Origin of the sequence: Novosphingobium sp. SG720, from assembly GCF_012275365.1 — a bacterium.
Lineage (GTDB): Bacteria > Pseudomonadota > Alphaproteobacteria > Sphingomonadales > Sphingomonadaceae > Novosphingobium > Novosphingobium rhizosphaerae.
The window spans coordinates 1-21,251 of sequence record NZ_JAAZQN010000015.1; the positions used below are offsets into that span (position 1 = coordinate 1).

Below are 21,251 nucleotides of genomic sequence, written 5' to 3' on the forward strand. Positions count from 1 at the left end.
GGATGAGCAGCGCGAGGCGCTCGCCTCCGGCACAATGACTGTCAGGATTGCAGCGGAAGATCGCCTTGTAGATGACCTCATGGCCGCGATAGCGATCGCGGATCGCAGCAGGGGTGAGTGGGCGTCGATTCCACAGCACTTCACGTCCTCCCCGCGTTAGAGCCACTGTCCCGCGCCGCTTTTCGTTTAGCACGGGATCTGTCTCAGATTCCCCTTACTGAGTCTCTTGGGGCGTCCATCTCAATGGCAGATGTTGGGGACGATCCGGAAAGGCACCTCTCGTGCTAGGACTGGGCTGAGCTGCCTTTCATTCATCCGGTCGAGAATTGGCGCGTGAACGCCAAGCGCGGCAACGGGACAGACGCTGACCGCAGATCGCGTCAATGCGGTCAACACTTTTGAGAACCCGAACGTCGTGGTGCCGCGCCCCTTTTCCGCCAAGCCGGTCAAGGGCGTGCTGACCCTGCGGCGGCCTCCTACGTTGGTAACGGTGGTCAGCTTCGAAGGCTCTTCGTTAAAGGTGCCGATCAAGGCCAAGCAGACGACCGCCCTGTCCGCCAGCGCGACTCCAATGAGCGAACTGCTGGCTCGCCCGGACTCCAGAGCAATCCTTGATTGTCATATCTCCGGCTTTAGCACCAACGCGGCGGGCCTCAAGGATGTCCCCATTCGCCAGCTCAAGATTATCGCTCCGGATACGCTCACCGACGCATTGCTGGATAAGATCGACGCCGACCTGAAAGCCCTCAAGCCCTAACACTTCAGGTTCAGTTGAATTTCGCCAGGAGGGGACCGACCTGCTGTTATGGGCGAGGTCCCATCAAAATTTCATTGCCTACCACGCTTCGAGTTGACTCGTGTTTAGATAATAATTAAACGACGTTTAGATAACGCGTGAACCGGCCAATGGCACGGTACTCGAAAGCCTATGAGAAGCGCGCTCGAAAATGAGCGGCAAAAAGGGAGGGGTATAATGAACAAAATTTTCAATATCATAATGGCATCAACGGCGCTTGCTGTTTGCTCGCCTGCGCTGGCGCAGACCGCGCCGGGCAAGCCGGTCAAGGGCGATGACAACGGCGTGCCCGACATTGTCGTGACCGCCAACCGCGTGGAATCCAGCGCGCAAAAGACACCGGTCGCGCTCACCGTTTACCGGGGCACGGAACTGACGGCTGCGGGCGTCACCAGCGTTGCCAATCTGTCGCGGATTGACCCCAGCGTCAATTTCACCGCGCGCAATGGCGCGGGCTATATCGCGGTGCGCGGCATTGCCTCGACCGACGTCACCGAAATTGGTGATCCCTCGGTGCCGATTGCCCGCGACGGGTTTTTCACCAACCGCTCTTTCAGCATCAACACATCAATGTACGACCTTCAGCGGGTCGAAGTCCTGAAAGGACCGCAAGGTACGCTGTTTGGCCGTAATTCCACCGGCGGTCTGGTCAGCCTGATCACCGCGCGCCCTGGCAGACAACTTGGTGGTTTCGTCACCATCGAGGCTGGCAATTACCGCCAGATGAATGTTGACGCGGCGGTCGACCTGCCTTTGTCCGACAAGGTACAATTGCGGGTTGCGGGTATTTCGCATCGCCATGACGGCTATCGCGAATTGCTCTCGATCGGCGGTCGCGGCGACGATGATGCAACACTTTCTGGCCGCGCCACGCTGGCCTTTCAACCCTTCGAGAATTTTGAAGGCCTGATCCAGTATCAGCATGACGATATCGACAATGTGGGTGATGTGGCCTTCAATACGACCATCGCCACGGTGCCGACCAATTACGATCCCAAGCGCTTCGCCAGCTATGCGCCTACCAGCAACCGTTTGACGGGTGATCGCATTCGCTGGGAATTTGCGCTGCACGGCCTGCCGCTGGACGCCACTTTGTCCTATGCGGGCGGCTATGATAAGCAGAAGTGGGCGCACAAGCTGGACGGTTCGGGGTCGGCCTCGTCGCCTGCCACTTTCATTCAGAACGAGCAGCCCGCTACATGGAACCATGAGGTTCGCCTCGCCACGCCGCAGGACCGCATGGTGTCGGCGCAGGTGGGCTATTTCCACTTTGACGAAACCAGCCCGCTTTCGGCCGGTTTCCAGAATCTGTCGGGCGCCTATGCCGGTCAGTATCTGGTCCATTTCAACTATCTGACGAAAACGCAATCGGACGCCGTCTTTGGCCAGTTCGGCTTCAAACCGGCCGAAACGATCCGCCTGACCGCCGGCGCACGCTACACTTGGGACAAGAAACAGCGGACCGGCGATTCCCAGCTGCGCTGCGATATCGCGGGCATTCCGCCGTTCCTGTATGGCGTCATCGGTTGCTCGGGCACGCAGCCGATCCATCCCGCCACGGACGCGGGCAACATTGCCCAGTCCAAGCCGACGTGGCTGCTGGGCGTCGACTGGACCCCGACCAACCGCAACATGGTCTATGCCAAATTCTCGACCGGCTACAAATCGGGCGGCTTCAATTCCAACGGCTCCGCGCCGCCGGTGCCCTATGGCGCCGAAAATATCACCTCTTGGGAACTGGGCACCAAGAACCGACTGCTGGATGGGCAATTGCTGCTCAACGGGGATGTGTTCTATCAGACCTATCGCGGGTATCAGGCATCGCAGGCCACCCCGGCGGTTTCCAGCGGCAGCGGCGTGTTCAACGTGGGCAATGCCACGATCTATGGCGCCGAGGCGCAGGCGGTGTTCAATGCGGGCGATCTTCGTTTTGAACTGAACGGCACGTACCTACACACCGAATTCGGTGCGGGTACTCAAGCGATCCTGACCACCGATCCGGCCAACGGCAACGGCATCTCGCGCAATGTGGTCGGCCATCGCCTGCCCAACGCGCCGGGGCTGGCGGTTTCGGCCTCGCTGGAATACCGCTTCGATATGGGCAAATCGGGGTCGCTCACTCCCCGCATCGACGGCAAATACAGTTCGACCTATTATTTCGATGTGTCCAACGATGTGGATACCGCGCAAAAGAGCTATGCTACCGGGAATCTCAGCCTGACCTATCGGCCCGAGAACAGCAAGTTGCAGATCGCCGTCTTCATCCGCAATTTCACCGACAAGACCGTGTTTGCCAGTGCCCAGCGCAACTTCACGCCCACGCCTTTCGTCAACGCCTATCAGTTTCAGGCGCCCCGGACGTTTGGCGCGCGTATGAACTACACCTTCTAAGCTCCTTCCCATTCTTCAACCGGGGCCTGCCGAAATTCCTGCGGCGGGCCCATTTTTCTGTATCTTCATGTCCTTGGGAGAAATCCGTGGCCCAACTGTCCAGATCCTCCACGTATCGCCTCCTTTGCGGCGTTGCGGCGCTTTCGATGTTCGTGGCGGGCGGCCCTGGGCGCGCGGCCCCGCCACAACCGGCTGCCCACGATGTTGATCGCATGGAGGAAGAGTTTCGAACTCCGCCCGCTTCGGCACGCCCTCGGGTATGGTGGCATTGGATGAACGGCAATATCACCAAGGAAGGCATCGCAGCCGACCTTGCATGGATGAAGCGCATGGGCATCGGCGGTGTCCAGAATTTCGATATCGATCTGGATACACAGCAAATTGTCGACCAGCGCCTCATCTATATGACCCCGCCATGGAAAGACGCCTTCCGCTTTGCCGCTTCGGAGGCCGAGCGTTTGGGACTGGAACTGGCCATTGCCTCCTCGCCCGGTTGGTCCGAAACCGGGGGGCCATGGGTCGCGCCGGAAGATGGGCTCAAGAAACTGGTTTGGAGCGAGACGCTTGTTCAAGGCGGTCGGCGCCAGAACATTCGCCTCAAACAACCTCCATCAGTTGCCGGGCCTTTTCAGGATCTGGGCAGTCAGGTTGAAGTGACGGAGCTGATTTCGGGCGAAGCGCCCAAGGCCGGACCCGCGTTCTACCGCGATGTGAAGGTCTTGGCCGTGCCGGTCCAGTTGGCTGAGCCATTGCCTGCGCCGCAACTGACCGATGGCGATGGCAAGGTGCTGGTGGCCCCGAAAGATCCAAGGGGAGCGTTGGTCACCAACGTCCGGCTTGGGCCGGTGATCGCAAAGACTGCGCCTGAACTTAGGCTGGATTTTGGCCGTCCGGTCACTGTCCGCACTGTCACGCTGCATATTCCGGGCGGAGCCATCCCTCTCATCGGCCCGCTGTTGGCGCCGGTCCTGCAATCGAGCGCCGACGGCAAGTTGTGGTCCGACATTGCCGCCGTTCCCCTTCAAGCGACGCCCAGCACCTTGACCTTCAACCCGGTCAATGCGCGCTATTTCCGCCTGACAATCAAGCCCGCCCATGCCGCCGCCAGCGGCAATCCGGCGCCCGACGAGCACGCCGGCGATCTGGCCATGGACGACGTGTTCGGCAAGGGCATGGGCCGTCTGATCTCCGCGCCGGTCACCATCGGCTTGCTGGATTTGGGCGTGGACACAAAGATCGACCGCTATGAGGTCAAGGCGGGTTTTTCCATTGCCCCGGACTATTTCGCGCTTCCTACGGTGAAAGACGGCGCCACCGGTCCGGCGGCGGACCGCACGCTCGATCTGACCGACCGGCTGGAGCCGGATGGCATGCTGGACTGGACCCCGCCGCCCGGAACGTGGAAAGTCTTGCGCTTTGGCTCCTCACTGGTGGGCAAGACCAACCATCCCGCTCCGGCAGAGGCCACGGGATTGGAAGTCGACAAATATGACGCCGATGCCGTCCGCCGCTATCTTGAGCATTACCTTGCCAACTACCGCGATGCGGCAGGCGAGGGCATGATGGGCGCGCAGGGCGTGCGGGCGCTGCTCAACGATTCCATCGAGATCGGCGCGGCCAACTGGACGCCGCACATGATCGAACAGTTCAAACGCCTGCGCGGCTATGATCCGGTGCCTTGGTTGCCGACGCTGGCCGGAACGCTGATCGGCACGCGCGAGGAAAGTGAGCGCTTTCTGTTCGACTATCGCCGCACCTTGTCCGACCTGATGGCCAGCGAGCATTACGGGACCATTGCCGATGTGGCCCACCGGCACGGCCTGAAAGTCTATGGCGAGGCGATTGAAGGCAATCGGTCGAGCTTTGGCGATGACATGGCCATGCGCCGCTATGCTGATTATCCGATGGCGGCCATGTGGGCCTTTCCGGCAAAGCAAGGACCCGCGCCGTCCTATGAGATCGATGTTCGCGGGGCGGCTTCGGTCGGGCATCTGTATGGTCGAAACATCATTGCGGCGGAATCGATGACGGCCGGTATGGCACCCTGGGCGTTCGGACCCTCCGATCTTAAACATATCGTCGATCAGGAATTCGTGCTGGGTGTCAACCGGCCGGTCGTCCATACCTCGGTGCATGTGCCGGTCGAGGATCGCAAGCCGGGCCTGTCACTGGCGGGGATTGGGCAATTCTTCAACCGCAACGAAAGCTGGGCCGAATTGGCCAAACCCTGGGTGGATTACCTGTCCCGCAATGCCTACATGCTGCAACAGGGGCTCAACCGGGCCGATGTGGTCTATTTCTATGGCGAGGAAGCGCCCCTTTCGGGTCTGTATGGCACGCGGCCCGTGGCCGATGCGCCGAGCTATTACGCCTATGATTTCGCCAATGCCGATGCGTTGAACTCGGCGCTGGTCAATGAAGGGGATTCTTTGGTGTCGCCCGGCGGCGCGCGTTATCGTGCCCTTTATCTGGGCGGATCATCGCGCCGGATGACATTGCCGACCTTGCGCCGGATTGCCGAACTGGTCGAAGGCGGGGCAACGGTGATCGGGATGGCGCCGGAAAGCTCGCCGGGGCTGATGGACGACCGTACGGACTACGACGCGCTGGTGCGCAAACTGTGGCCAGCATCGGGCGGGACAGGTGGGGCGGTCCATGTCGGCAAGGGGCGGGTGATCGCATCGACGAACATTGACCGGGCCATGGCGGATCTTGGCATCGCGCCGGACTTTCTTGCCTTGGGCGCGGTCGACAAGGCCGACATAGCCTTTGCCCACCGTCACCTTGCCGATGGCGAAAGCTATTTTCTGGTCAACCGCACCGGGCAAACCGAGCGCTTCGAGGCCTATTTCGCGGTTTCGGGCAAGGCGCCGCAACTGTGGCATGCCGAAACCGGCGCGATTGAGGAGGTATCCTATCGGATTGACGGGGGGCAAACCATTGTCCCGATAGAGTTGAAGGCGGGCGATGCCGTACATGTGGTGTTCCGCCGCCCCGCCGAAAACGCCGAGTGGCGCATCGCTGCGGCCACAAAGGGGGCGATGGCGGCATTAAGCGGCCGATGGACCGTCCGGTTTGAAGCGGGACGCGGCGCGCCCGCGCAGATCGACATGGCGGCTTTGGTGCCGCTCGATCAGAACGCCGATCCGCGCATCCGCCATTTCTCCGGCATCGCCACCTATTCCACGGATTTTGCCCCGCCCAAAGGATGGCACCCCGGTCAGCCGCTTTCCCTCGACCTGGGCGAGGCGCGGGAGATTGCCGAAGTGTTGGTGAATGGCAAAGCCGCAGGCTCGGTCTGGCGGGCGCCCTATACCGTTGAGGTTGGCGCCTTCACCCGTCCGGGCAAGGCCAACCGCCTGGAGATCCGCGTTGCGAATCTGTGGGTCAACCGCCTGATCGCGGATGCCGATCCTGCGGTTAAGGACAAGGTTTCGTGGACCTCTGTGCCCACCTACAAACCCACTGCGGCCTTGCGCCGTTCCGGTCTGATCGGGCCGGTCACGCTTCAGGCTGGGCGGTGAAAATCCGCGCGGCGTGGGAAAGTCCCGCGCCGCGCGAATATACAAAACCGGCGGAACCTGTCGGGCTCCGCCGATTCTTATTTGCCGACTGGGCCGCTCAGGTCACGGCTTGCGCGCAATCGTGGGCAGGTGATCGATGGGTTGTAGGGAGATGTTGCGGAAATAGGTTTCCGCGCCCTCCGATTGCAACTGGATGCGCCCAGCCGTCAGCGGAATCACCTTGCCGGTTTTTTCATCCTTGGTGGTCAGCTCGGCGGCGGCCATCACCGGCACCCCGTTCACCACATGGATCGACTTATCGCCATAAACGTAGAGGTCGAGCGTGTTCCATTCGCCCAGCGGTTTTTCGGCATCGGTGCCCGCATCCACATTATAGGCGGGGAACTGCACCGGAACCAGTTTGCCCCCCGGCATATAGCGGCGGCCGGGATAGATGATGGCGGGATCATGCGCCACCTCCACCTTGGCCCCCACGCGCCAATCCACCGTGGTGAAGGAGTGCGTGCCTTTGGCATCGCCCACCGTCAGCAGCATGCCCACCGAATGGGGCACGATCTCGAATTCCACGCCCGACATCCACGTGCCGAAGAACGCCCCATAATTTCCATGCGAATGATAGACCACGCCATTGTTGCGCGGCATGGGCATCCAATGGCCGGGGCCCCATTTGAACTGCAGGTGCAGATGGTAATTGCGATAGGGCTGTTTGGTGATCAGACCGCCGAACAGCTTGCCGCTGGAATAGATCGCCGGGGCGCCATCTTCCTTCACGACCTTGAAAATGCCGTAGGTATCATGGTTGAGGCCGATGGGCTCGCTGCTGGGCGTGCCATAGGTGGTGCCAGGCACGGTATAGCCCAGCCAACTGTCCCAGCCCGCCAGATTGCGGCCATTGAACAGTGCGACGGCCTTCCCCGCCTGGGGCAGGTTGGTCAGTGTCAGGCGCATCGGCTGATAGGCCGGATCATCGGCAATGGCGGCCTTCTGCTCAGGGGTGGAACCGTCGGGCGGGCCGCCCTGGGCATAGGCGGGGGTGAGCGTAGCCGTCAGCAACAGGCTGCTCAGCAAGGGCGTGCAATAACGCATCAGGAATCTCCGGTTGGATCAGAAGCGGGGTGATCAGGACGCATCGGCGTCCAGCCGTGTCAGGTGCGGCTTGGCCTGCGGCGCGACATTGACCAGATCGAAGGGTGATGGCGTCAGCGCGATCAGATCGGCATCGGCAACCGGATCGATCGGGGCCGGGCGGCGGCACTGGGTCTGCATGGCGATCGATTGGCCGATCCGGGCCGATTGCGCGATGGCTTCCATCACCTCGACCGCGTGGACCATGAAATCGGGCGCGGTGCGATGCTGGTGGCCATGGCGCACCGCAAGGGACAGATCCGTCAGACCAACGCCGCGGTAATCGGCCACGGGCTGGCCCGCGTGGTTGAGGCGATTGGGTTGGGAAAAGGGCAGATCGTGGCCGGGCAGGGGGCTGCGCCCTTCACCGGGGCGCAGCAGCGATGGTTCGCCGCTGAAAAAGTTCGGGTCGGCCAGCGACAGGATGCCCTGCGCGCCATAGAGTTCGCCCGGCCGCTGGATCGGTGCCACCACATCGAGCGACATGGTCAGATTAACGAAGCCAGTTTCAAATTCCAGCGTGGTGTTGAAGGTGGTGTCGACCTCGACGGCAAAGGAGGTTCCCTCCAGCGGCCCGCGCCGGATGGTGCGCTGGGCTTGTCCGCTTTCGGATGTGGCAAACACGCGGCGTACCGGCCCCAGCAGATGCAGCCACATCGTGATATAATAGGGGCCGACGTCAAAGGGCGGTTCGCCGCCCGGCTGATAGAAGGCGGCGGGGTTCGGGTGGAAATGTTCCAGCCCCGGCAGACCCACCAGGGACGTGCCGAACACGGGCCGACCGATGGCGCCGCTGTCCAGCGCGCGGCGCGCGGCCTGATGCGCGCTGCCATAGAATGTGTCTGGCGCCGATCCGATCAGGACGCCCCGTTCCTCGGCCCGCTCGGCCAGCGCCTCAGCCATTTTGCGCGACAGGGCGAAGGGCTTTTCGGAATAGACATGTTTGCCCGCCTCGATGGCCGCGCGGTTGATCTCTTCATGCGCGCTGCCGGGGGTCAGATTCACGACCATTTCGATCGCGTCATCGGCCAGCAATTCGGCCACGGTGGCCCCGGTTGCACCATAGGGCGTGGCCATGACTTGGGCCTTGTCGCGGTTGCGGGTGGCGATCTTGCGCAGCGTTACGACCGATGATCGGGCGATGGCGGCCAGATATACCGGACTGATGTCGCCTGCGCCGATCACGCCGATGCAGACCGGATCGATAGCCATAATTTCCCTCCCGAACTGTTATTTAAACAACGTTTAGATAAAACCACTCCGCTGTCAATGGCGAAACTGGGCCTGACGATCAAAGAAGGAGGGGTTGCCTTCGCATCGTACAATCGGGAGGCGCTCGGCTCACCAGCACAAGGGAGGTGGCGCACTTCGGTCTCCTTGGTGCGCATTTGACATGGTCCACCCTCTAATCTAAACGGTAGTTAGATTAAAGGGCGCTGCTCCATCCGCAGCTTGGCCCGAACTGCGGGGCGCGCCGGCAAGGACGCTTCCCGCGATTTGCCCGAAGGTTGAGGTTTGTCATCATGAAGACCCCAGTGGCGTCTGCCCCACTGTCGATACATTCGCATCGTCATGGCGAGGTGGCGGCGGAATTGTCGGCGCGGCAGAAGTCGATGGCGTTTTTTACGCTGCTGACCGCTCTGGCGCTGGAAATCATCGATCTCACCATCGTCAACACGGTGCTGCCCGCCATCGAACATGATCTAAAGGCCGGTTCTGCTCAGTCGCAATGGGTGATCGCGGCCTATTCGCTCAGCTTTGCCGTGCTGCTGATTCTGGGCGGACGGTTGGGCGATCTGTTTGGCGGGCGGCGCATGTTCCTGCTGGGCGTGGGCGGGTTTACCGCATCCTCGCTGCTCTGCGGCCTTGCCGCAACGCCGCACCATCTGATCGCCGCTCGCGCGATGCAGGGCACGACCGGCGCGATGATGGCGCCTCAGGTGATGACTATGATCCAGCTGCTCTATGATCCGGTGGAGCGCATCGGGCGGATTGCGTGGTTTGGTGTGGTGGGAGGCCTCTCGGCCATTGTCGGGCCTTTGCTGGGCGGGGTTTTGATCGCGCTGAACCTGTTCGGGCTGGGATGGCGGGCGGTGTTTCTGCTGAATGTGCCGATTGGCCTGATGGCGGTGCTGGCGGGGATCGCTTTGCTGCCGCGTGCCGAGCCTCATCCGGATCGCAGGATCGACCTTGTCGGCACGGCGCTGTTTGGTGCGGGCCTGTTCGCTTTCCTTTTCCCGATGATCCAGGAAAAGCGCCATGGTTTCGGTACGTCGATGGCTGGATGGTGGCTGGCCGCGCTGGGTTTGGCCGGGGCGGGGCTGATCCATCAGCACCGCCGTCTCCGCAAGCGGCAGGCCACGGTCATCGAGCCGGGCATGTTTGCCAACGATACTTTTCGTCTGGGCGTCCTAATCTCATTGAGCTTTTCGGCAGCCAACACAGGTTTTCTGTTCGTGTTCGCCTATGCGCTGCAACGCGAACTGGCCTTTTCCGCCCTGCAGACCGGCCTGCTGCACGTGCCTTTCAGCGCCGGTGTCATGTTTTCCATGGCCTTTCTGGTGCGCCGGTTTCTTGCGCGATATGGCCGTCTGGTGCTGATCGTTGGTGCCATCATCATGGGCGCCGGTTGCATGGGCATTCTGGGCTGGATCGCCCTTGGCGCCGTCCGGCCGGTGCTGCTCATTCCCGTTCTGCTGCTGGCCGGTGTGGGCATGGGGCTGGTTTCGGGGCCTCTGGGGGCGGTTTCGGTGGCGCGGGTGGAGCGGCAACAGGCAGGATCGGCCAGCGGCATCATCAAAACCGTACAGCAGATGGGCGGGGCGCTGGGCATCGCCTTGGTCGGCTCGGCCTATCTCCAGTCTGCCCCAAGCGGGCGTGGCGAGGCCGCCGCGCTTGCCGCGATGCTCGCACTGTTGGCGCTGTGCTTGCTCTGGGCCGTTCGGCTGCCGACGGAAATTTTCCCGCGCCAGGCGGGTTGAACATCAAACCATTGAAGAAAAGGAGAGTTCCAGGTGGAGGATCGCTTCAAGTACGGCGTCTCTCTTTACAGCTTTACCGAGGATTTCGGCAGCGTCATGTCGATCGAGGAGGGCTTTGACCATATTGCCGACACGGGCGCGACGGGTATCGAGATCCTGGGCGAAACCCATGTAACGGGCTATCCCACGCCGGACAAGGCGTGGCTTGACCGCTGGTTCGGCCTGCTGGACCGCACCGGGCTGGAGCCGACCAACATGTGCTCGTGGGTGGACACCAAGCTGCGCCTTGGCCAGTCGCTCTCGGTGGATGAAGGTGTGGCGGAACTGACCCGCGACCTGACGCTGGCGCACCAATTGGGCTTCAAGTTCCTGCGCCCCAAATTCGGCGTGATCTCCGCCGATCTGGATCCCGATCCGATCTGGGCGCCCGCGGTCGAGCGCGTGCTGGATCTGGCGCACAAGCTGGACATCGTGATCTGCCCCGAAATCCATTCGCCAACGCCGATCAACCATCCGGTCGTCCATGGCTATATCGATTTCATCGAGCACACCGGCACGAAGAACTTCGCGCTTCTGATCGACACCGGGATCTTTCAGGATCGTCCGCTGAAAAGTTGGGTACACGAGGTGCCCGAGGGCGACAGCGACCATGCCAAGCTGATCAACGGCATGAAGGTGAACCCTGAGGAACTTGTGGGCATCGCGCCGTACATCGCCTTTATTCAGGCCAAGTTCCACCACATCGACGACAACCTCCATGACGAGAACATCCCGTGGGAAAAGGTGATCCCGGTGCTCAAGCGCATTGGCTACACCGGCTATCTGTCGAGCGAATATGAGGGCGTGCGCGAGCCTTGGGTGGCAATCGATCAGGTGCGCCGCCAGCACGTGCTGCTGCGCCGGCTTGAGGCTGCGTGCGGGGCTGTGCCTGCCTAAACCTCCTTTGGGATGACGATCATGTATGAATTCCAATTGATCCAAAGCACTGGTTTTCGCAACCACGGACCCGAGGGCGCGCGTGACGGCGTTGAAGTGCGCCTGCGCCTGCCCAATTATCGCGGCATGCGCCTCTCGCTGCTGGACGGTATCGACGTCACGCTCGACGGTGAGTTCTTCAGCCACGAGGTCACCAGTCTGATCCTGGGCGGCGCGGTGTATGATCTTGCTGCCATGCGCGATGCCACCACGGTGCGCTGGGCGATGGGCGAACATGCCAGCGTGCTTGTGCCCAAGCCGGGCGGGCTGCTGCCGGGCATTCATCATGTCAAGGTGGCGGCTCTTGTGCGCTCGCCCTATTTCCCGCCGCATCTGCAACCGCTGGCGGTGAATGGCGAGCGTCTGGCCACCATCGTGCTGCCCTGACAATTGCCAGGGATCGGATCCGGGGCCGGTCAATTCTGACTGGCCCCGATCCGAATTGCTGCTAAGGGAACCGGCCTATCGCAGGAAAGACATCATGGCGGAAAAGAAGCCCTATCACCGTGAAAACCTTAAACGGGATCTGTTGGAGGCCGGGCGGGACTTTGTGCAGAAGCACGGACACCATGAGCTTTCGATGCGCATGCTGGCACAGTTGGCATGCGTATCGCCGGGCGCCTCCTACCATCATTTCGCCGATAGGCGGGCGATTCTTCTGGCCGTGGCGATTGACGGTTTCGAACGGTTGCTCAATCAGGTTATCGAGCCTCAGGGAACCGAGCTTTCGCCGGTGGAGATGATCAAGGCGGGGGCGTCGCGCTTTGTCCGCTTCGCTTTGGAAAACCCCCACCTGATCGAGCTGATGTATGAGAGCGAGCTGACCCGCCCTCAGATCGATCCTGCCCTGCATCACTATCAGGAAATCAGCCATGCCAAAGGGGTGGCTGTTATCCGGCAATTCCTGCCCGATATCAGCGAAAAGGAAGCCGAACTGCGCAATATCACCTTGTGGACTTCGATTTATGGTCTGGTGTCGATGATCAACAAGGGCATCATCAGGCCGTTCGAGAATGGCAAGGCCACCATTGACGACATTTCCGATTGGGTGCTGGAACGCGCCGCCCGCAGCACGATCGGCGATTGAGCAAGGACGCTAACAACAACCTTCCTGATCGCCCCAGTGTCGCTGTCGACTGGTGTGTCCGATGCCAGGGTTCAGCCGATTGCCGGGGTCCAGCGCCCGATAATGGGCGGCCAGCTCAGGCCCGGCCTCATAGAGATGCCCCACATTGTGTTCGGCCGGATAGCGCGCGCCGCGTTCATCCAGCAGGTGCCACATGCGATGCTCCAGCGCGATGGGGTCGATGCCGGGTTTCAGCGCGTAATCCTGATCAAAAACGTGGCAGAGGAAATGCCCGTAATAAAGCGCCTTGTCGATGCAGGCGCCGATGTCGGGGGCAATTGTTCGCGCCAGTCGCGGTCATTGCGACGCAGGGCAACGTCGAGCGCGATGATTTCGCCCACCTCGGCCCCATGGATCGCCCGATAGCGCCGCGCCGCGCCCGCCACGGCAAAGCGGTAGAGGAACGCCTTTTGCGCCTCCAGCGGCGTGCATTCGAACAGATCGCCGGCGGCGCTGGGGAACAGCGAGGCGAGCAGGGCGCGCGTCTCCTCGATCCCCTCATCGGCCACTTTGAGGATCAGGTGATGTTCGAAATGGTCGCGCCACTCGCACATGCGCGGCGGCAGATGCTGAGGCAACAGTCGGCTGACAGCCTGAATCATCCGATCAGAAAAATGGCCCGGCAGCCAACGCAGCGCAGCCCCCAGCCGGTCCAGCCGGTTTTTCAACGCAAAGAACAGCGGCAGACGGTCGGTGCCGAACCGTTCGATGGCGACGAACACATCCTTGCCATAGCGCGCCGCAACATCGAATGCCTCGCGGTGGATATATTCGCCCGACACCGGCAAATGCCGCAATTCGCCCAACGCCCAACGCCCGCCGCCGCAGCGCATCCAGTTCGCCCGGATCATTCGTGCCGATATAGAAAGTGGCGGTGCGCCGGTCTTTGGGAAACGTGTCCAGCTGCACGGCCAGCACCATCAGCTTGCCCGCGCAGCCCGATGCCTCGAACAGCCGCGTGGCATCGGCGTTGAAGCGGGAGGGCGAGGGGGCATCGACCGCCCGCACCCGCTTGGCATAATCAGGGGTGGAGGCCGCACCCGGAACCACCGCCGCGCCAAACCGCCCCTTGGCTACCGCGCCCAGCATCGTTTCGGCATCTTCACCCAGATCGAGCCCCAGATGGTTGACCAGTTCCACCCGCCGGTCCGCCGTGGCGCGGGCATAAAGCGCCAGTTCGGTATAGGCAGGGCCGCGCCGGATCAGCGCGCCGCCCGAATTGTTTCACACGCCCCCGATCACCGATGCGCCGATGCAGGAGGAACCGATCACCGAAGGCGGCTCGCGCCCGATGGGGCTGAGCACGCGCTCCAGTTCATAAAGCGTTGCCCCGGCAAGGCACACCACCTGCTCGCCAGCGCCCAGCAGGTGGACGCCCTTGATCCGCATGGTGTTGATGATGACAAGTGGGCGATCATACAGCCCATCGGGGGTTGATCCCCCGGTAAGGCCCGTGTTGGCCGCTTGCGCGATCACGATCACATCGGCTGCCACGCAGGCGGCGAACACGCGGAATTGCTCCAGCGGGCTGGCGGGCCGCACCACGGCCAGCACGGGCCCTGCGCCATAGCGATAGCCGGTGGCATAGGGCCGGGTTGCGCTGTCCTGAGTGAGCACATTGGCCTTGCCCACAATCGCGGCCAACTCGCGAAGCAGACCCCCGTTACTGGGCATAGGGCCACGCGGCGCGGGTAAAGACGCCGCCATCGACCCCCAGGGTCTGGCCGGTGACAAAGCGCGATCCGGCGCCGGCAAAGAACAGCACCGCGCCCAGCAGATCCTCAGGTGTGCCCACCCGGCGCAGCGGGGTGATGGGCGCCCATGTCGCGGCATAATCTGGCGCTTCCTCGGACGTGCGCCGGGTGGCGATGGCGCCGGGGGCGACGCAGTTCACCGTGATGCCATAACGGCCCAGTTCGGAGGCCGCTGACTTGGTGAACTGCTCGATCCCGCCCTTGGATGCGGTGTAATCGACCAGATTGGGAAAGGCGAGTTTGTTGCAGCCCGAGCCGATGTTGATGATCGAACCGCCGTTGCCGGCCTCTGCCATCAGACGGCCCACGATCTGTGTGTGCAGAAAGCAGCCCTTGAGATTGGTGCGGATCACATCGTCCCAACGCTCCTCGTCCAGCTCGAGCAAGGGCGCCCATGTCTGGATGCCCGCGTTGTTGACCAGCAGCGCGGGCGCCTGGCCTGCCCACGCCACCGCCTGCTCGACAAAGGCCTCCGCCTGCGCCTTGACGCCCACGTCGCATGGCAGGGCCAGAGCGGCCAGCCCCTCGGCCTCTAGCGCCTCAACACTGGCCTGCGCGGCCTCGGGCGAGGAGCGATAGCTGAAGGCCACCGCGTAGCCCGACCGCGCCAGCGCGCCCACCAGATATTCCCCGATGCCGATGCTGCCCCCGGTCAGGATGGCAAGTGGCCGTGAAACGGGCTGCGTCACAGGCTCATCCCTCCGTCGATCACCAGATTACTGCCGGTCATGAAACGCGCTTCGTCGCTGGCCAGCAGCACGGCGGTGGCGGCAATCTCCTCTGCCTGCCCCATGCGCCCCATCGGTTGGCGGGCGATGAAGGCGGCACGCGCAGCTTGCGCATCCCCTGTGGCTGCGAAACGCTGGTGCAGGGACGGCGTTTCGACCGTGCCGGGGCTGATCGCGTTGCAGCGGATGCCCCGGTCGATGAAGTCGCGCGCCACCGACATGGTCAGGCCGATCACCGCCGCCTTGCTGGTGCCATAGGCAAAGCGGTTGGGCGCGGCCATGACGCTGGAAACCACCGAGGCGACATTGATGATCGAGCCGTCGCCGCGCGCCAGCATGGCGGGCAGGAAGGCGCGGATCATCAGCGCCATCGCACGCACATTGACGCTCATGCTGCGGTCGAAATCATCCATCGCGCCATCCAGAATGGTGCCATGCGCCACCAGCCCCACGCAATTGACGAGAACGCCCACATCGCCCAGCGCCGCAGCCGCCCCGGCCACGGCCGCCTCGTCCGTCACGTCCAGCGGCAGCCGTTCAATGCCGCATATGGCGTGGGGCGCGTCATCAAAGCGCAAATCCGCCGCGATGACCCGCGCCCCTTCGGCGGTAAAACGCTCTGCGATTGCCCGGCCTATCCCCTGCGCCCCGCCTGTAACCAGACAGGTCTTGCCCCGCAGCCGTCCGTCCATGGCCATCAGATCCCGTCATTCCATGCGCGCACGGTGTGGCGCTGGCTGCCCAGCTTTTCGATGCCCAGTTCGATCACATCGCCTTCCTTCAGAAACACCGGCGGCTTCATGCCCATGCCCACGCCCGGCGGAGTGCCCGTGGTGATGATGTCGCCCGGCAACAGGACCATGAACTGGCTGACATAGCTGACGATGGTGGCGCAATCGAAGATCATGGTGCGGGTGTTGCCGGTTTGCATGCGCTGGCCGTTGACATCCAGCCACATGCCAAGGTTTTGCACATCGCCGACCTCGTCGCGCGTGACCAGCCAGGGACCCACGGGGCCAAAGGTGTCGCAGCCCTTGCCCTTGTCCCACGAGCCAAGGCGGTCAAGCTGATATTCGCGCTCGGACAGGTCGTCGCACACGACATAGCCCGCCACATGGTTCAGCGCTTTGTCTTTGTCGACATAAGCGGCGCGGGTGCCGATGACGATGCCCAGTTCGACTTCCCAGTCCATCTTGTCCGATCCGCGCGGGCGGCGCACATCGTCATTGGGCCCCTGAATGCAGGACACGCCCTTGGTGAACATGATCGGTTCGGCCGGGACTGCCATTCCGGCTTCTTCGGCATGGTCGGAATAGTTGAGGCCAATGGCGATGAACTGGCGCGTGCCGGAAAACGGCGTGCCAAGCCGCGATGCGCCATCCACCACGGGCAGGGTCTGTGCATCAAGCGCCTGCAGCGCGGCGAGGCGGTCGGGCGCCAGCCAGTCGGGCGTGATGTCTGCGACATGGGCCGAAAGGTCGCGCAATTGTCCCTGCGCGTCGATCAGACCCGGCCTTTCCGCGCCGACAGCCCCATAACGTACTAGCCTCATAGAATTCTCCAAAAACAGACATGATTTCTTTATTCGGGATCGCAAAAACGCTTCATGCAAATTCGCAGGGCGCGTGTTGCAAATAGGCCAGACAGGCAAGTGCCAGCTCTGTCCGAAACGCGGCCCAATCGATCCACCGGGCAGAATCGCGGGTTGTCCCCAGTCCAAATTCCCACGCCAGCGCCGCAAAGATAAGGCGAAAGGCGACGTCCGCTTTAGCCTGCTTGCGCGACCCGCCAATGTCTTGGGGCAAGGCAAGGAATATCTGCATGGCCGCGACGGCCGATTGTTCCGCCTGAGCCTTGCCGATAACGGACAGTTCCGGGTCATGTTCGGCGCGGTTCATCGCGGTGCGCAGGATCAGGGCGTTGGTGGCCAAAAGGTGCCCATATCCTTCAATGTACAGCGCGACCGCCTCGGCCAGATCGTCCGCCTTGTTCAGAACGCTTCGGACCATTTTCTCATCTTCTGCGGCTATCCTGTCCAGCTCGAGGCTGAGCACCGTGCGGATCAGTCTGTCCTTGGAGGGATAGCGAAGGTAGATCGAGCCAACCGAAACCTTGCCGGCAAGGGCCACACCCTTCAGCGTGAAGTCGTCGTTGCCATGGTGGGCGATCAGCTGGAGCGTGGCGGCAAGCATGCGTTCCTGGCTGGCCTTGCTACGGTCCTGCTCGGGCAGTTTGACTGCCGCTGCGGGGGGCGTGGATCACCATGGAATGATGGCATTGGTTGCATGGTTACCTCTCAAATAGCCATGCGAGCTTTTCTGCACTCCAGCAGGCCCCATAGAATGACCGCGCCGCAAGAGGCCACGGCGATCATTCCCGCGATCAGGAAACCGCCTCGCATGGAGCCTGCTGCCTGCGCCAGATCATTAGCGACCCATGCCGAGGCAAACTGGCCCATGAAAAAGGCGCTGGTCCAGGCGCCCATGCCGCGCCCTCGGTGTTCAAAGGTGAATTTTGTCTGGGCCCAGGCGATGAGCGTGGGCACGGCCATACCGGCGCCGATTTGTTGAACGGTGACAGCCAGAATCATCGAGGGCAGGTTCTTGGCCATCCCCACGCCGGCCAGACCGGTTCCAAGAAAAAGGAGGAAGGCCGTCAACTGGATTGCATTGGACCGCTTGGCTAAAATACGGAAGATCACCGCACCGAGCATGACAAACAGGCTGGGAATATAGGTCAGGCGGCTAAGTTCAGCAGGATCCCGCACGCCGATTTCGGCAAAGGCGATGCTCCCATTGACGATGAACAGGTAGTAGAGAACAGATGCTGAGAACGTGACCAGTACCACCGCAATGGCCTCGATCCACGGGAAAGGCGTGCGGCTGCGCGTGGCCGCTTCGGGGCGCTGATCCTTGGGCTGGGGCTCATAAATGAATACCAGCATGGCAGCAACGATCGGAAAGGCGACCAGATAGATCAGGAAGCCGCCGTTCCATCGCACGCCCGCGATCAGGCCGGACGCCAGCATGGCTGCAGAGCCGAAAAATGTGCCGACGAAACCCTGCACAAACAGCCAGTTTTTGCGTCCTGTGTCGTCCCAATAGTCTGCGATCAGCGTGTTGACGATGGTGAGAATGCCCGCTTCACAGGCCCCCAGCAGCAGGCGCGTCGCGAAAATCTGGTCGACGTCGTCAAGCAGGAACGGCGCGCTGCCCAAGGCGCCATATAACAGCGTGCTGACAAGCAGCAGGCGCCGCCGCCCAAACCTGTCGACAATCAGCCCGGCAAAGGGCGAGAGCACCGCCACGGTAAGCCCCGGTGCGGTCACCGTAAGGGGCACCTTGCTGGCCGCAGCCGGATCGTTGCTGAAATGCTGGATCATCGCCGCCACGATGGGAAACATCGTGACGATGGCGAATACCGGCAAAAAGCCGGCCGCTATCAGAGTAAGTCCCTGCGGGCGCAGGGTCATACCGGCGAAGAAACGGCTGAACGGGTTCATTTTCTCTCCCAGCGCGGCATTGTCCCGCCGATTCTAAACTAAACATCGTTTAGAATGCGTGAGCGCGGACTGGCAAGCGATTCTTTGCCCGGTTTGTCCAAGTGGATTCCGTCCGCAAAACATTTGAAACTGCAAATTGCTGCGTGAGGACGCTCTTGCGAAGCGGTGCTTGCCTTTTACGGGCACTCATCCGCAGTGACAGGACCGGGCATAGGGCTTGACCGGGCGCAGGACTTAAAATAAACGCCGTTTAGATAACGGTCGCCGATTGCCGATTTGGATTGCTTCAAAAAGGCTTCGGCGCGGCCACGTTCACGCTTTTGGGAGAAGGTGTGCGACTGGACGCCCCCTTGGATCAGGCCCTTAATCCATCAATGACATTTGCGCTGATACGCACCCTCAGGTGAGACAGAGCACGCCCTTCGAAATTTCAGTCAATCTTGAGTATGCATTCCAGGATGCTGGTGAAACAATTGAGCAGAGAATCGATGCCGCCGCTGTCGGGTTCCGTTACGTGGAAATTTTCCTGCTGAAGGGGCGCGATCTTCCCGCAATTCGCGCCGCGCTGGCGCGCAATTCGGTGCAGCTTGTCAGCACTGTCGCAGATTATGTAACCCAGTTGGTCGATCCGCAAACGCATGAGGGCTTTTGCGACATCTTCCGCAAGGCGGCGCAAGACGCGCTCTTTTTGGGTTGCCGCAATGTGGTGGTGACATCGGGGCGCGCAGTTCCATGGCTGACCCGCCCGGTCCAGCTGCGCATTTTCGCTGATGCGCTGGTGCGGTTGCTGCCGATCGCAGAGGAACTCGGCGTCACGATCTATCTGGAATCGGCCAATACGCGCCATGATCATCCTGGGGTCCTGTGTTCGACAACACAGGACAGCGCTTGTGTCGTGGAGATGCTCTTCTCGCCGCGCGTCAGGCTGATCTGCGATCTCTATCACTCGATGGTGGAAGGGGAAGATCCGGCGAAAGAATTGCCGCGCGTCATCCATCTTACAGACCACATTCAGATTGGCGATGCCCCTGGCCGGGGAGAGCCGGGTTCCGGCACAATCGACTGGCCGGCGCAACTCGCCTTGTTGAAACAGCTCGAATACAAGGGTTTGATCGGGCTTGAGCTAAAGCCAACCAAAGCGCCCACTGCCAGCGCGTTGGCCTACATACAACAGCTCTGCGGCGATGCATGAAACACCGAGCTGAAGCATCCCGGGTTTCCCGAGAGGATCTTCGAAAGAGATAAATGGAACACAGCTATTGAGGAGATGGCCGGGGGCGCTGAAAGACTTATAATTGTTGATTGGTACTGAGAGTTGATCCGGGGCGGGTGCGAATGAAAAATCGGACAGATTTTTATACGCTAAAGCCAAGATTTTTTCGGTAGTCGATTGGACTGAGGGCGCCAAGAGATATCTTGATCCGCTTCTCATTGTACCAATGGATATAAGCGTCAGCCTCTTCGACGAATTGCTCAATGGTGGCGGCGCTTCCAGTGCGCTGCGATAACATAGACCAACAACCGGTTCCGACGCTCCAGCCAAGGGGCCTGAACGTTAGCAATTGGGGCGGTTTGCGCCCCAATTCCGCAACTGGTCAAAAGCGCTAGCTCCTGACCAGACCAAGACGTTCGTGTGGGCTCGCCCGAACGACGGGAAACTGGAAGGAACAGCTGTTCGAGCCTCATGAATCGACGCGGGGGCAGGCGACCATTTCACGTCGATGCGGGATCAATCGATGCTTTCCAAGGGCCGACTATCGGTCGATCGGTCGGAGCCCGCGATGGCGAGGCTTATGCCTACAGAGCTGCCCTACATCGACTGGGCTCATCTGCACGCCTTCGACTGTTAGATATTAGTTCTCAGGCTATGGAGGAGACAGGCTCTGCCGCTGAGACGCCATTGGCCAATGTTGATGCGAGTGGGGTGGCCTAGCAGGTATGCTAAAGGCTGGCCGGAAGCCAAATGCTGACCAGAAAGCCTCCTTTGTCCCGATTGGCGAATGCGATCTCGCCGTCCTGGGCGGTGATCAGCGCACGGACAATCGCCAGCCCAAGCCCTGCTCCGCCACCGGCGCTCCTATCGCGCGAGGGATCGATTCTGCCGAACGGCTGGCCCAATCCGGAGAGCTTATCGGCCGCTATGCCCGGCCCATCATCGCTTATGTCGATCCGCCACCGCCCTCGATCCTCGCACAGCGACAGGACAACCTGCGTTCCATGGCGCAGGCCGTTGTCGATCAGGTTGGTCAATGTCCGGCGTACCGCAAGCGGCGCGGCGACAACGCTTGCCTGCTCGACCGAAAGCGACAAAACTACGGCATCGCCCATTTCCTGGTGAATTTCCACGGC

At 61.6% G+C, this 21,251-nt stretch carries 19 protein-coding genes and 1 pseudogene; 8 read left to right on the plus strand and 12 right to left on the minus strand.

Annotation, left to right across the window (positions count from 1 at the left end):
• Nucleotides 1–415 precede the first annotated feature (415 nt).
• The 3 genes from FHW94_RS22570 to FHW94_RS22580 all read left to right on the plus strand — a co-directional run bounded on the left by FHW94_RS22570 (nt 416) and on the right by FHW94_RS22580 (nt 6,711).
• Complete coding sequence (locus FHW94_RS22570; protein WP_168558091.1) at nt 416–757, plus strand: hypothetical protein; 342 nt, start codon at nt 416–418, stop codon at nt 755–757.
• Between the two features lie 216 nt (nt 758–973).
• Nucleotides 974–3,187, plus strand: a complete 2,214-nt coding sequence (locus FHW94_RS22575; RefSeq protein WP_168558092.1) for a TonB-dependent receptor — start codon at nt 974–976, stop codon at nt 3,185–3,187.
• A gap of 212 nt (nt 3,188–3,399) precedes the next feature.
• The gene (locus tag FHW94_RS22580) at nt 3,400–6,711 is read left to right on the plus strand and encodes a glycosyl hydrolase (protein WP_282599616.1); all 3,312 of its coding nucleotides are present in this window, start codon (nt 3,400–3,402) and stop codon (nt 6,709–6,711) included.
• Between the two features lie 102 nt (nt 6,712–6,813).
• Here FHW94_RS22580 and FHW94_RS22585 read toward each other — a convergent pair whose 3' ends face one another.
• Both FHW94_RS22585 and FHW94_RS22590 read right to left on the minus strand, forming a co-directional pair.
• Nucleotides 6,814–7,797, minus strand: a complete 984-nt coding sequence (locus tag FHW94_RS22585; RefSeq protein ID WP_168558094.1) for a DUF1080 domain-containing protein — start codon at nt 7,795–7,797, stop codon at nt 6,814–6,816.
• Between the two features lie 33 nt (nt 7,798–7,830).
• Complete coding sequence (locus FHW94_RS22590) at nt 7,831–9,048, minus strand: Gfo/Idh/MocA family oxidoreductase (RefSeq protein WP_168558095.1); 1,218 nt, start codon at nt 9,046–9,048, stop codon at nt 7,831–7,833.
• A 401-nt stretch (nt 9,049–9,449) separates the two neighbouring features.
• Between FHW94_RS22590 and FHW94_RS22595 the strand changes: the two genes are divergently transcribed.
• From FHW94_RS22595 to FHW94_RS22610, 4 genes are all read left to right on the plus strand, one after another.
• Entirely contained in the window at nt 9,450–10,817 is a 1,368-nt protein-coding gene (locus FHW94_RS22595; RefSeq protein WP_246866363.1) for an MFS transporter, read from the plus strand.
• Nucleotides 10,818–10,850: 33 nt separating this feature from the next.
• Nucleotides 10,851–11,753 carry a TIM barrel protein gene (locus FHW94_RS22600; protein ID WP_349237590.1) on the plus strand — a complete coding sequence of 301 codons (903 nt, stop codon included), beginning with the start codon at nt 10,851–10,853 and terminating at the stop codon, nt 11,751–11,753.
• Nucleotides 11,754–11,789: 36 nt separating this feature from the next.
• A complete protein-coding gene (locus FHW94_RS22605; protein WP_246866364.1) occupies nt 11,790–12,179 on the plus strand; it encodes a DUF6379 domain-containing protein in 390 nt (129 codons plus the stop codon).
• 94 nt (nt 12,180–12,273) lie between these two features.
• The gene (locus tag FHW94_RS22610) at nt 12,274–12,879 is read left to right on the plus strand and encodes a TetR/AcrR family transcriptional regulator (protein ID WP_168558098.1); all 606 of its coding nucleotides are present in this window, start codon (nt 12,274–12,276) and stop codon (nt 12,877–12,879) included.
• A 9-nt stretch (nt 12,880–12,888) separates the two neighbouring features.
• Here the strand turns inward: FHW94_RS22610 and FHW94_RS23645 are convergent, their stop codons facing one another.
• From FHW94_RS23645 to FHW94_RS22640, 8 genes are all read right to left on the minus strand, one after another.
• Nucleotides 12,889–13,209 carry a hypothetical protein gene (locus FHW94_RS23645; RefSeq protein ID WP_282436416.1) on the minus strand — a complete coding sequence of 107 codons (321 nt, stop codon included), beginning with the start codon at nt 13,207–13,209 and terminating at the stop codon, nt 12,889–12,891.
• A complete protein-coding gene (locus FHW94_RS23650) occupies nt 13,110–13,751 on the minus strand; it encodes a hypothetical protein (RefSeq protein ID WP_282436418.1) in 642 nt (213 codons plus the stop codon). Before FHW94_RS23650 ends, FHW94_RS23645 begins: the two co-directional genes overlap by 100 nt.
• A 391-nt stretch (nt 13,752–14,142) precedes the next feature.
• Entirely contained in the window at nt 14,143–14,562 is a 420-nt protein-coding gene (locus FHW94_RS23655; protein ID WP_282436403.1) for an FAD-binding protein, read from the minus strand.
• A 19-nt stretch (nt 14,563–14,581) separates the two neighbouring features.
• Nucleotides 14,582–15,361 (minus strand): SDR family oxidoreductase, encoded by a 780-nt coding sequence (locus tag FHW94_RS22620; RefSeq protein ID WP_168558099.1) that lies wholly within the window; start codon nt 15,359–15,361, stop codon nt 14,582–14,584.
• On the minus strand, nt 15,358–16,092 hold the full coding sequence (locus FHW94_RS22625; protein WP_168558105.1) for an SDR family oxidoreductase: 735 nt from the start codon (nt 16,090–16,092) through the stop codon (nt 15,358–15,360). Before FHW94_RS22625 ends, FHW94_RS22620 begins: the two co-directional genes overlap by 4 nt.
• 5 nt (nt 16,093–16,097) lie before the next feature.
• Nucleotides 16,098–16,952 carry a fumarylacetoacetate hydrolase family protein gene (locus FHW94_RS22630; protein ID WP_168558100.1) on the minus strand — a complete coding sequence of 285 codons (855 nt, stop codon included), beginning with the start codon at nt 16,950–16,952 and terminating at the stop codon, nt 16,098–16,100.
• A gap of 52 nt (nt 16,953–17,004) precedes the next feature.
• On the minus strand, nt 17,005–17,592 hold the full coding sequence (locus tag FHW94_RS22635; protein ID WP_168558101.1) for a TetR/AcrR family transcriptional regulator: 588 nt from the start codon (nt 17,590–17,592) through the stop codon (nt 17,005–17,007).
• 104 nt (nt 17,593–17,696) lie between these two features.
• Nucleotides 17,697–18,902: an MFS transporter gene (locus tag FHW94_RS22640; protein WP_168558102.1), complete on the minus strand. Its 1,206-nt coding sequence runs from the start codon at nt 18,900–18,902 to the stop codon at nt 17,697–17,699.
• Nucleotides 18,903–19,305: 403 nt separating this feature from the next.
• Between FHW94_RS22640 and FHW94_RS22645 the strand changes: the two genes are divergently transcribed.
• On the plus strand, nt 19,306–20,094 hold the full coding sequence (locus tag FHW94_RS22645) for a sugar phosphate isomerase/epimerase family protein (protein ID WP_168558103.1): 789 nt from the start codon (nt 19,306–19,308) through the stop codon (nt 20,092–20,094).
• 163 nt (nt 20,095–20,257) lie between these two features.
• On the opposite strand, the pseudogene FHW94_RS22650 reads toward FHW94_RS22645, so the two are convergent.
• Nucleotides 20,258–20,389 (minus strand): annotated as a pseudogene (locus FHW94_RS22650) (IS3 family transposase); the annotation flags it as partial.
• A gap of 454 nt (nt 20,390–20,843) precedes the next feature.
• A partial coding sequence (locus FHW94_RS22655) for an ATP-binding protein (RefSeq protein WP_246866365.1) occupies nt 20,844–21,251 on the minus strand: 408 nt, incomplete at its 5' end.

Excerpts from the sequence above, each read along its gene's own strand:
- FHW94_RS22575 (WP_168558092.1), top strand. The coding sequence starts at position 974 with ATGAACAAAATTTTCAATATCATAATGGCATCAACGGCGCTTGCTGTT.
- FHW94_RS22580 (WP_282599616.1), top strand. The coding sequence starts at position 3,400 with ATGGAGGAAGAGTTTCGAACTCCGCCCGCTTCGGCACGCCCTCGGGTA.
- FHW94_RS22630 (WP_168558100.1), bottom strand. The coding sequence starts at position 16,952 with ATGAGGCTAGTACGTTATGGGGCTGTCGGCGCGGAAAGGCCGGGTCTG.
- FHW94_RS22610 (WP_168558098.1), top strand. The coding sequence starts at position 12,274 with ATGGCGGAAAAGAAGCCCTATCACCGTGAAAACCTTAAACGGGATCTG.
- FHW94_RS23650 (WP_282436418.1), bottom strand. The coding sequence starts at position 13,751 with ATGCGCTGCGGCGGCGGGCGTTGGGCGTTGGGCGAATTGCGGCATTTG.
- FHW94_RS22595 (WP_246866363.1), top strand. The coding sequence starts at position 9,450 with ATGGCGTTTTTTACGCTGCTGACCGCTCTGGCGCTGGAAATCATCGAT.
- FHW94_RS22640 (WP_168558102.1), bottom strand. The coding sequence starts at position 18,902 with ATGAACCCGTTCAGCCGTTTCTTCGCCGGTATGACCCTGCGCCCGCAG.
- FHW94_RS22585 (WP_168558094.1), bottom strand. The coding sequence starts at position 7,797 with ATGCGTTATTGCACGCCCTTGCTGAGCAGCCTGTTGCTGACGGCTACG.
- FHW94_RS22590 (WP_168558095.1), bottom strand. The coding sequence starts at position 9,048 with ATGGCTATCGATCCGGTCTGCATCGGCGTGATCGGCGCAGGCGACATC.
- FHW94_RS22625 (WP_168558105.1), bottom strand. The coding sequence starts at position 16,092 with ATGGACGGACGGCTGCGGGGCAAGACCTGTCTGGTTACAGGCGGGGCG.
- FHW94_RS22635 (WP_168558101.1), bottom strand. The coding sequence starts at position 17,592 with ATGCTTGCCGCCACGCTCCAGCTGATCGCCCACCATGGCAACGACGAC.